Source organism: Noviherbaspirillum denitrificans (assembly GCF_002211445.1).
GTDB lineage: Bacteria > Pseudomonadota > Gammaproteobacteria > Burkholderiales > Burkholderiaceae_D > Noviherbaspirillum > Noviherbaspirillum denitrificans.
Genome location: NZ_LSTO01000001.1, coordinates 2,456,195 through 2,464,377 on the forward strand (window position 1 = coordinate 2,456,195; position 8,183 = coordinate 2,464,377).

Genomic DNA, 8,183 nt, shown 5'->3' on the forward strand with positions numbered 1-8,183 from the left:
CGGTCTTGCTCATGGCGCTTGCCAGCGGCAGCTTCCTGCTGCTCTACGTCCTGCAGCGTTCGCAGTATGACTTCTTCAGCGACCTGATGCTGCTGGCGGCAGGCCTGGGTGCCGGAGCGCTTGCGCTGTACTACGCGCTGCGCGCGATGCATCGCCACGAGCGGCCCTTGCTGGAACTCAGGACATTGAACCAGCCCCGGTACATTGTCGGGGTCGGCTTGTTCACCCTCTGCTACGCGATACTGGGCGCGAACAACTTCATGCTGCCCGTCTTCATCCAGCGCACGCTCGGCTTTTCCTGGCAAACACTCGGCGCGTTCCAGAGCCTGGGGCTGTTTTCGGCGCTGGCGGGCTGGTTCGTGATGGCGTGGATGCTGCCGAAATGGCCGGGCGCCAGGAAATTCCTTGTCGCCGGTTTCCTCGCGCTCGCGGTATCCGGCTGGCAGCTTTCGCGCCACAATGGACAGGCCGACCTGTGGACCGATGTCCTGCCCGCGCTGCTCGGCAACGGCGTGTTCCTGATGCTGGTCATGGCGACCGTCGCGATGCAGACCTTTCGCGACGTGCAGCACAATGAAGCGCTGCTGTCGCACGCGCAGCAATTCAAGAACATGGTGGCCCAATTCGGGATGGCGCTGGGTGTGGGCGTGGCGACGATTGTCCTGCAATGGCGCACGACCGCGCATTACGCTGTGCTGAACAACCGCTTCCATGAGGGAGATCCGGCCTTTGCCGGCCTTGTCGAGCAATTGGCGAATTCACTGGCCCCGGGAAGCGGAGGACAGGCGATGCCGACAGCACTTGCTTACCTTGGGCAGCAGCTGGGCCAGCAAGCCACCCTTGCCGCATGCCTGGACTACTTCGGCGCGGTGGCATGCATCGGACTTCTTGGCGCCACGCTGATGCTGGCGCAAAGGCTCATGAAGTAAAGGCGCCGGCCATGGAGCATTCAGCCGCCGCGCAAGCTCGTGCTGATCGCCAGGGCGCGCTTGAGTGTCTTGGTGACCGGCGTCTTTTCGCAGATTTCCGCCAGGCGTTGCTGCTGTTCTTCCGACAGTGCCGCTTCAATCAGGACTTCACGCGTGACTTTTTCTTCGCCGCTCTCGTCGCGGAAGAAGCGTGCATTGACCTTGATCTCCCCCAGGTGCCACTGCTTGCGGTCCGCGTACATGCGTAGTGTCAGCGACGTGCAGGAAGCCAGTGCCGCGAGCAGGAGTTCGTAGGGGGCCGGTCCCGTGTCGGTTCCGCCGGCGTCGAGCGGTTCGTCGGAGCGCAGCGCATGCGTGCGCGCCCGGATCAGTTGCGGATAGCCGGAAGGGCTGGAAAGATGAATGGAAGCCATGGAGGAAACTTTATGATTAGCCTTGCGTGGAAAATTCCTGCCCTTTGGATGACGCGTGCCATGCATTCCATGCATCGAGACCGCCGACCAGCGGTCGCACATCGGCGAAGCCGTGGCCCATCAATTCGCGTGCCACTTTCGCCGCCGTCGCCTCGTTCGGGCAATTGCAGTACACGATGACCGGAAGATCGCGCGGCAAGCGGGCGAGCTCTTCGAGGTGACCTTCCTGCCCGTAAAGGATTGCGCCCGGGATGGGCGCTTCCAGTGCCTGCGACGCGGGGGAGCGGGCATCGATGACGGCGGGGCGGTCGCCGCGCTGCATGGCATCCCACAGTTCATCGACGGAAATGCGCGCCATGCGCAGCGATTTCAGAAAGCGCTGCCGCTCGGCGTACTTCGCCACGAGGAACAGGATGAGCAGGAGGAGCAGCGCAATGCCGGCGGCAGTGCCCATGCCCGCAAGGACATCCAGCAGCCGGTCAATGCTCTTGTGGAACAGCCCGCCGAGCGCAAGAGCACTGCCTGCCCAGAGCAGCGTTCCAACGACGGTGAAGACCAGGTAGCGTCCCTTCGGCACGCGCAGCACGCCGGACATCGGCGGTGCGATGGTATTGAAGCCGGGAACGAACTTGCTGACGAGTAATGACTTGCTGCCCCATCGCCGGAAGCGCTCTTCGGTACTGCTGACGCAGTAATCCGGCGACAGGGAGATGCGGCAAAGGGTTTTGAGAATGCGGCTGCCGTGCGTCCGGCCCGCGAGGTACCAGGCCGAATCGGTAATCAGGCAGGCCAGCACGGCCGTGGCAAGGCATTCGTACCAGGTGAACTGTCCGTCGGCGGCAAGGGCGCCCGCCACGACCAGCACGGGATAAGCCGGCAGCGGCAAGCCGGCCTGTTCAAGCAGGACGTTGAGGAAGACAATCAGCGGACCGTACTGCTGGAGGAGATCGATCAGGCGTTCCATGTACAACGCGGCGATGCAAAAGAGCCTCAGTGTAGCACCGCATCGCGTTGTCCTCCGGCGCGCTTATTGTGCCCTGGCAGCCTGTTGCGCGGCGAAGTTGTCGATCAGCATGCCGTAGTTATGCAGGTGCTGATGGAAGATCTCGCCGGTCTTCGGCGCGCTCGGCAGCCGCCAGTCGCGCTGCAGCTCGGCTGCCACTACGATCCAGTTCACCGGGATGACGCCGGCCGCACTCATGCGCTGCACCGCCATCTGCTGGGTCGCCGTATCGTTCGCGCCGGAGGCATCGACCACGGCGTAGACGGTAAAGCCTTCTTCCGCCGCCTGCATCGCCGGGAAGGCCAGGCAGACGTCGGTGGTGACGCCCGCCATGATCAGCTTCTTGCGGCCAGTCGCCCTGACAGCGGCGACAAAATCCTCGTTGTCCCAGGCGCTGATCTGCCCGGGGCGGCGGATCAGCGGGGCATCCGGATACATGGCGCGCAGTTCGGGAATCAGCGGGCCGTTCGGACCTTCGTCATAGCTGGTGGTGAGGACGGTCGGCAGGTCATGCGCCTTGCCCAGCTTGGCCAGCGCCAGCACGTTGTTGCGGAATTCCGCGGGCGGATAGTCGTGCACCAGCTGCATGATGCCGGACTGGTGGTCGATCAGGATGAGGGCGCTGTCTTCAGGAGACAGGCGTTGTTTGCTGAACGGGATTGCCATGATGTTTTCCTTCAGTTGGTGAGCTCGCCGCGGGCATAGGCCCAGGATTGCTGGATCAGTTCGAACAGGATTTCGCCTTCGCTTGCATCGCGGGGCGCGAATACCATCAAGGTGTTCGATGACACGGTGGGAAAGCCCGCGAGCGGGTGGCTTTCACCCCAGCCGTTTTCAATGACTTCCTGCCGGAGGGCGGCGGGAAGCGTCATGTGCATGCTGCCGTCAGGCAGCGGGTGGAAGTGCGCAAACTCGGTGCCGAGCAGGAAGGCGTCGTCCGGGCCTTGTGCGTCATCCCGGGAGAGAAAAAGTCCGGCGGTACCGGCGGGTGCGCGGAGGCTGTGCGCCACACGCACGCCGGGCAGTGCGGCGGCGCGACGGATCACGGACTCCAACACCGTGACATCCGGCGCCTGGTCGAGCTGCATGTGGGGGTTGGTCTTCGTGGTGCGCGGCTTGCCGCCTGCACGTAGGGGAAGCGTGGCGGTGGTGTTCATGGATTGCTCCTGTCTTGGAAAGGCCGACGGCCTTGCGTAGTGCAAATATAGGTGCGACAGACAGGAGCGAACAGAGCTTAAAATGAAAGTCCAGCGTTTCAGAAGTGGAACACTATGAACCTCCCCGATTTTGAAGGCATGGCGGTCTTCGTGAAGATCGTCGAAGCCGGCAGCCTATCGGCCGCCGAAAGGCTTTATGGCTTGCCGAAAGCGACCTTGAGCAGGCAGGTCGTGCGCCTGGAGCAGGCGCTGGGCGGCCCGCTTCTGCTCAAGACGCCGCGCGGAATCCGGCTGACAGAACTCGGATTGTCCTATCTGGCCCGGTGCCGGCCGCTGGTGCAGGATGCGATCGCCCTCCAGGATGAGTTCTCGGCGCGCTCGTCCGTTCCCTCCGGACGCCTGCGAATGTCCGCCAGCGTCGCCTATGGCCGCCACGTGCTGGCGCCGCTGCTGTTCGAATTTTCCCGCGATTACCCGCTGGTCCACCTGGACATCGAGTTCACCGATCGTCCGGTGCAGATGGCCGATGAGGGCTTCGACCTCGCGGTGCGCATGGGGACGCTGCCGGACAGCGATCTCGTCTCGCGGCGGCTGGGGAGCGTGCAACGTCTTCTGGTCGCATCACCGGCTTACGTCGAACGCGCCGGCCGGCCGCAGTCGCCGGCTGACCTGATCTCCCACAAATGCCTGCTGATCCGTCCGGAGATGCGCCGCTGGCAGTTCCAGGGCGCCGAGGGAGCGCAGAGCGTTCCGGTCGTTCCATCCATGGTCGTGCGGGACATGCATGCGATGAAAGACGCCGCACTGGCCGGTCTGGGCGTGACCATCCTGCCCGGGTTCCTGGCCGGCGATGCACTGCAGGGCGGTTTGCTGGTGGAGGTATTGCCGGGATGGCGGCTGGCCCCGGCTGCCGCTACCGCCTTGTATCAAAAGACCAGGACTGCCTCGCCAGCGCTTTCACGGCTGCTCGAATTCCTTGCGGCACGGCTGCAGGGCAGGCGTTGAAGCCTGGGACAAATACCTCACGGTGCATCATCCCCGCCATCACCCTGGCTGATCAGTCCCCGCTTGAAGTCGCTCGGCGGCAGTCCGATGTGCTGTGAAAAGAAGCGCGCGAAATGACTCGGCGCCGAAAAACCCAGCTTGTCCGACACCTCTGCCACCGTCACGCGTGGATCGGACAGCATCCGCGTGGCAAGCGCCATGCGCTCCCAGTCGAGGTATTGCTGCGGTGATGCACCGACGCAATTCTTGAACTGCTCGAAGAAGCGCGAACGCGACAGCCCGACTCGGCTGGCGATGTCATCGAGGTTCGGGTTTTCCGCTGCCGACATGCGGATGATCCGGATCGCATTCACGACCCGGGAATCCATCGGGCGCTCCGCGCGGAAATGCTTTTGTCCCTCTTCAAGATCGGAATAGGTGTTCGCCAGCGCCGTGACAAGGTCGCGCAGCAGGCATTCGCGCTCGTTGTCGTCGATCTCGATGCCGGCAGTCATGCTCAGCGCCAGGCGGTTCACCTGTTCGCGCACCTCCGGCGTGAGCAGTACCGCCGGCTGCGGAAACAGGCGCGCACGCAGCGGCAGCGCCAGGCCAAGCAATGACGCCATCCAGGCGCCGTCGAGCAGCAGCGTCAAGGCGAGCATCGGGCCCTTGGGATTTTCCAGCTTGGCATGCGGCAGCCACGGGCCGATCAGCAGGGCGCTGTTGTCGTCGAGGACGTACGGCTTGCCGTCGATGCGGAAGTCGGCGTCATAGCCGCCGATCTTGAAGATGCAGTTGTATTCCGAATGGGCGTGCTCGACCAATGCGCGCGCCGTCAGGTTCAGCGTCACCCGGCCGTATCCACCCTGCATGATGGTCGACTGGTTCAAAGTATCCATGGATGCACTCGTCGTGTTCTCGCGCCGGTCGGCGCGTCGTGTTCGTAACTGTATCCAAACAAGCGGCAGCCCGCAGTGGACGCTAAGGATGTCGCAAACAAAATCGGACAATCCGGTACACCGCCGCACGGTCAGGTTATTGCCGCAGGAAGCCCCGCCGGTATCTTAGCACTCGACAAGACACGGACCGTACCGGTCCCCATTCGGAGGAGATCGTCATGACAAATACCTGCGTCGTCGTCGGCAAGGGACCGCACAAGGTCCTCGCGCTGCACGGCTGGTTCGGCAGCGCGCGCGGCTGGGGCTTCCTGCCCGAGGTGCTGGACCAGCAACAGTTCACCTATGTATTCATGGACTACCGCGGCTACGGCGGCTCGATGGCGCGCAAGGGCGAATACAGCATCGCCGAAATCGCCAGCGACGCGCTGGAGCTGGCCGACGCGTTGCACTGGGACCGGTTCAGCCTGCTCGGCCACTCGATGGGCGGCATGGCGATCCAGCAAGTGCTGCTCGATGCCCCCGAGCGTGTGCGCAAGCTGGTCGCGGTCACGCCGGTCCCGCCCAGCGGCGTCCCGTTCGACGAGGGGGCGTGGACCTTGTTCTCGCGTGCCGCGCATGACAAGGCGGCGCGACGCGCGATCATCGACATGAGCACAGGAAACCGCCAGTCCGGCGCCTGGCTCGATGCGATGGTTGCGCATTCTCTCGAACATGCCGATGCCGAGGCATTCGGTGCCTACCTGCCCGCATGGGCAAGGAACGATATTGCTGCACAGGTCGAAGGCAACACCGCCGAGATCAAGGTCATCGTCGGCGAGAGCGATCCCGGCTTGACCGCTGACTTCATGCGCGCCACCTACCTGCGCTGCTATCCGCGCGCGGTGCTGGAGACGATGCCGAATGCCGGCCATTACCCGATGCACGAGACACCGGTGGCGCTTGCCACTTCCATCGAAAGCTTCCTGCGCGGCTGATGCCGCCTTGAAGCAATCGCCAATCCCACTTTGACAGGAATACCATGAAACTTGCCTCACTCAAAAACGGCAGCCGCGACGGCGTGCTCGTCGTCGTATCCAGGGACCTTGAGCGCGCGGTCCCCGTGCCCCACGTCGCCCGCACCATGCAGGAAGCAATCGAACGCTGGACGGAGGTCGAGCCGAAGCTGCAGGAAATCTATCGCGATTTGTGCGCCGGCCGCATGCCGGCAGTGGTTGCCTTCGATGCCGCGCAGGCCGAATCGCCGCTGCCACGCTCCTTCCAGTGGCTGGACGGCAGCGCCTACCTGAGCCATGTCGAACTGGTGCGGCAGGCGCGCGGCGTGGAAATGGCCAAGGAACTGTACAAGGAGCCGCTGATGTACCAGGGCGATTCCGAATACTTCGTCGGCCCGCGCGACCCGATCCTGGCGGCGGACGAGGGCTGGGGGATCGACCTCGAAGGGGAGGTCGCCGTCATCGTCGACGACGTGCCGATGCAGGTGACGCAGGAGGATGCGGGAAAGCACATCAAGCTCTTCATGCTGGTCAACGACATCTCGCTGCGCCACGTCATCCCCGCCGAGCTGAACAAGGGTTTCGGTTTCCTTAACGGCAAGGGGCAGACGGCGTTTTCGCCGGTTGCGGTGACGCCGGACGAGTTTGGCAGCGCATGGAACGGCAGGAAACTCGACCTGTCCCTCACCGTGCATGTCAATGGCAGGCAGCTCGGCCAGCCAAAAGCCGGCGTCGACATGTATTTCGATTTTCCGACGCTGATCGCCCATGCCACCAAGACGCGCCCGCTCGGCGCCGGCACGGTCATCGGATCGGGCACGATTTCCAACCACGACCGCAGCAACGGCTTTGCCTGCCTGTCCGAGGCGCGCGCGCTTGAGACGGTGGCCAAGGGGGCGCCGTCCACTTCGTTCATGAAGTTCGGGGATTCGGTGCGTATCGAGATGTTCGATGACGACGGACGTTCGATCTTCGGCGCCATCGACCAGCGCATCGAGCGCTATGTGCCTGCCCGCGCAGCCTGACTGCCCGCCAATACCGTTTGTGACCAGGAGTGACGCCGTGACGCAGAACAGTTCTTTTGACAACCTTTCTTACCAGCACGGTTTCGGCAATCAGTTTTCCACGGAAAGCGAGCCGGGGGCGTTGCCCATCGGACGGAATTCGCCCCAGCGCGCGCCGCTTGGCCTGTATTCGGAGCTCCTCTCGGGTACCGCCTTCACGGCGCCGCGCGCCGTCAACATGCGTACCTGGATGTACCGGATCCTGCCTTCAGCCGCGCACGGTCAATTCCGCAAGTCGGCCGCCGGGGCGCGCATCCGCTCGGCGCCGCTCGCCGAGGCGGAGGTGCCGGCAAACCGGCTGCGCTGGGATCCGTTCCCGATTCCGGCTGTCCCGACCGATTTCATCGACGGCCTGTCCACGATTGCCGTCAATGGAAAGATCGACGAGCAGACAGGTTGCGCGGTGCATGTGTACTGCGCCAGCAAATCGATGGGAAGGCGTTACTTTCTCAACGCCGACGGCGAGATGATGCTTGTACCGCAGGCCGGGGCGCTGGCGCTTTGCACGGAACTCGGCCGCTTGCGTGTGCAACCCGGCGAGATCGCCGTCATTCCGCGTGGCATCCACTTCAAGGTCGATCTGCTGGACAAGGATGCGCGCGGCTATGTCTGCGAGAACTACGGCCAACCCTTCCGCCTGCCGGAACTCGGTCCGATCGGCTCGAACGGTCTCGCCAACGCGCGCGATTTCCTTTATCCCCACGCCGCATACGAGCAGGTCGACGGAGAGGTCAGTGTCGTC

At 63.7% G+C, this 8,183-nt stretch carries 10 protein-coding genes; 5 read left to right on the forward strand and 5 right to left on the reverse strand.

The features are described from left to right. The coding region (locus AYR66_RS12025; RefSeq protein ID WP_474647531.1) for an MFS transporter at nt 1–929 on the forward strand (929 nt) is incomplete at its 5' end. A 20-nt stretch (nt 930–949) separates the two neighbouring features. Here the strand turns inward: AYR66_RS12025 and AYR66_RS12030 are convergent. The 4 genes from AYR66_RS12030 to AYR66_RS12045 form a co-directional block, all read right to left on the reverse strand. After that, a complete protein-coding gene (locus tag AYR66_RS12030; RefSeq protein ID WP_088707670.1) occupies nt 950–1,342 on the reverse strand; it encodes an OsmC family protein in 393 nt (130 codons plus the stop codon). A gap of 16 nt (nt 1,343–1,358) precedes the next feature. Beyond that, the gene (locus tag AYR66_RS12035) at nt 1,359–2,306 is read right to left on the reverse strand and encodes a VTT domain-containing protein (RefSeq protein WP_088707671.1); all 948 of its coding nucleotides are present in this window, start codon (nt 2,304–2,306) and stop codon (nt 1,359–1,361) included. A gap of 63 nt (nt 2,307–2,369) precedes the next feature. Then, nucleotides 2,370–3,011, reverse strand: coding sequence for a hydrolase (locus tag AYR66_RS12040; protein ID WP_088707672.1), 642 nt, complete (start codon nt 3,009–3,011; stop codon nt 2,370–2,372). An 11-nt stretch (nt 3,012–3,022) separates the two neighbouring features. Then, on the reverse strand, nt 3,023–3,502 hold the full coding sequence (locus tag AYR66_RS12045; RefSeq protein WP_088707673.1) for a luciferase domain-containing protein: 480 nt from the start codon (nt 3,500–3,502) through the stop codon (nt 3,023–3,025). A 114-nt stretch (nt 3,503–3,616) separates the two neighbouring features. Here AYR66_RS12045 and AYR66_RS12050 point away from each other — a divergent pair, with 114 nt between their 5' ends. Next, on the forward strand, nt 3,617–4,507 hold the full coding sequence (locus AYR66_RS12050; protein ID WP_088707674.1) for a LysR family transcriptional regulator: 891 nt from the start codon (nt 3,617–3,619) through the stop codon (nt 4,505–4,507). A 17-nt stretch (nt 4,508–4,524) separates the two neighbouring features. Here AYR66_RS12050 and AYR66_RS12055 read toward each other — a convergent pair whose 3' ends face one another. After that, complete coding sequence (locus AYR66_RS12055; RefSeq protein WP_088707675.1) at nt 4,525–5,385, reverse strand: helix-turn-helix domain-containing protein; 861 nt, start codon at nt 5,383–5,385, stop codon at nt 4,525–4,527. 218 nt (nt 5,386–5,603) lie between these two features. On the opposite strand from AYR66_RS12055, the gene AYR66_RS12060 reads away from it, so the two are divergent. The 3 genes from AYR66_RS12060 to AYR66_RS12070 all read left to right on the forward strand — a co-directional run. After that, a complete protein-coding gene (locus AYR66_RS12060) occupies nt 5,604–6,359 on the forward strand; it encodes an alpha/beta fold hydrolase (protein ID WP_088707676.1) in 756 nt (251 codons plus the stop codon). Nucleotides 6,360–6,403: 44 nt separating this feature from the next. Next, a complete protein-coding gene (locus tag AYR66_RS12065) occupies nt 6,404–7,402 on the forward strand; it encodes a fumarylacetoacetate hydrolase family protein (protein WP_088707677.1) in 999 nt (332 codons plus the stop codon). 37 nt (nt 7,403–7,439) lie between these two features. After that, the coding region (locus tag AYR66_RS12070; RefSeq protein WP_234814885.1) for a homogentisate 1,2-dioxygenase at nt 7,440–8,183 on the forward strand (744 nt) is incomplete at its 3' end.

Excerpts from the sequence above, each read along its gene's own strand:
- AYR66_RS12045 (WP_088707673.1), bottom strand. The coding sequence starts at position 3,502 with ATGAACACCACCGCCACGCTTCCCCTACGTGCAGGCGGCAAGCCGCGC.
- AYR66_RS12065 (WP_088707677.1), top strand. The coding sequence starts at position 6,404 with ATGAAACTTGCCTCACTCAAAAACGGCAGCCGCGACGGCGTGCTCGTC.
- AYR66_RS12050 (WP_088707674.1), top strand. The coding sequence starts at position 3,617 with ATGAACCTCCCCGATTTTGAAGGCATGGCGGTCTTCGTGAAGATCGTC.
- AYR66_RS12040 (WP_088707672.1), bottom strand. The coding sequence starts at position 3,011 with ATGGCAATCCCGTTCAGCAAACAACGCCTGTCTCCTGAAGACAGCGCC.
- AYR66_RS12060 (WP_088707676.1), top strand. The coding sequence starts at position 5,604 with ATGACAAATACCTGCGTCGTCGTCGGCAAGGGACCGCACAAGGTCCTC.
- AYR66_RS12030 (WP_088707670.1), bottom strand. The coding sequence starts at position 1,342 with ATGGCTTCCATTCATCTTTCCAGCCCTTCCGGCTATCCGCAACTGATC.
- AYR66_RS12055 (WP_088707675.1), bottom strand. The coding sequence starts at position 5,385 with ATGGATACTTTGAACCAGTCGACCATCATGCAGGGTGGATACGGCCGG.
- AYR66_RS12035 (WP_088707671.1), bottom strand. The coding sequence starts at position 2,306 with ATGGAACGCCTGATCGATCTCCTCCAGCAGTACGGTCCGCTGATTGTC.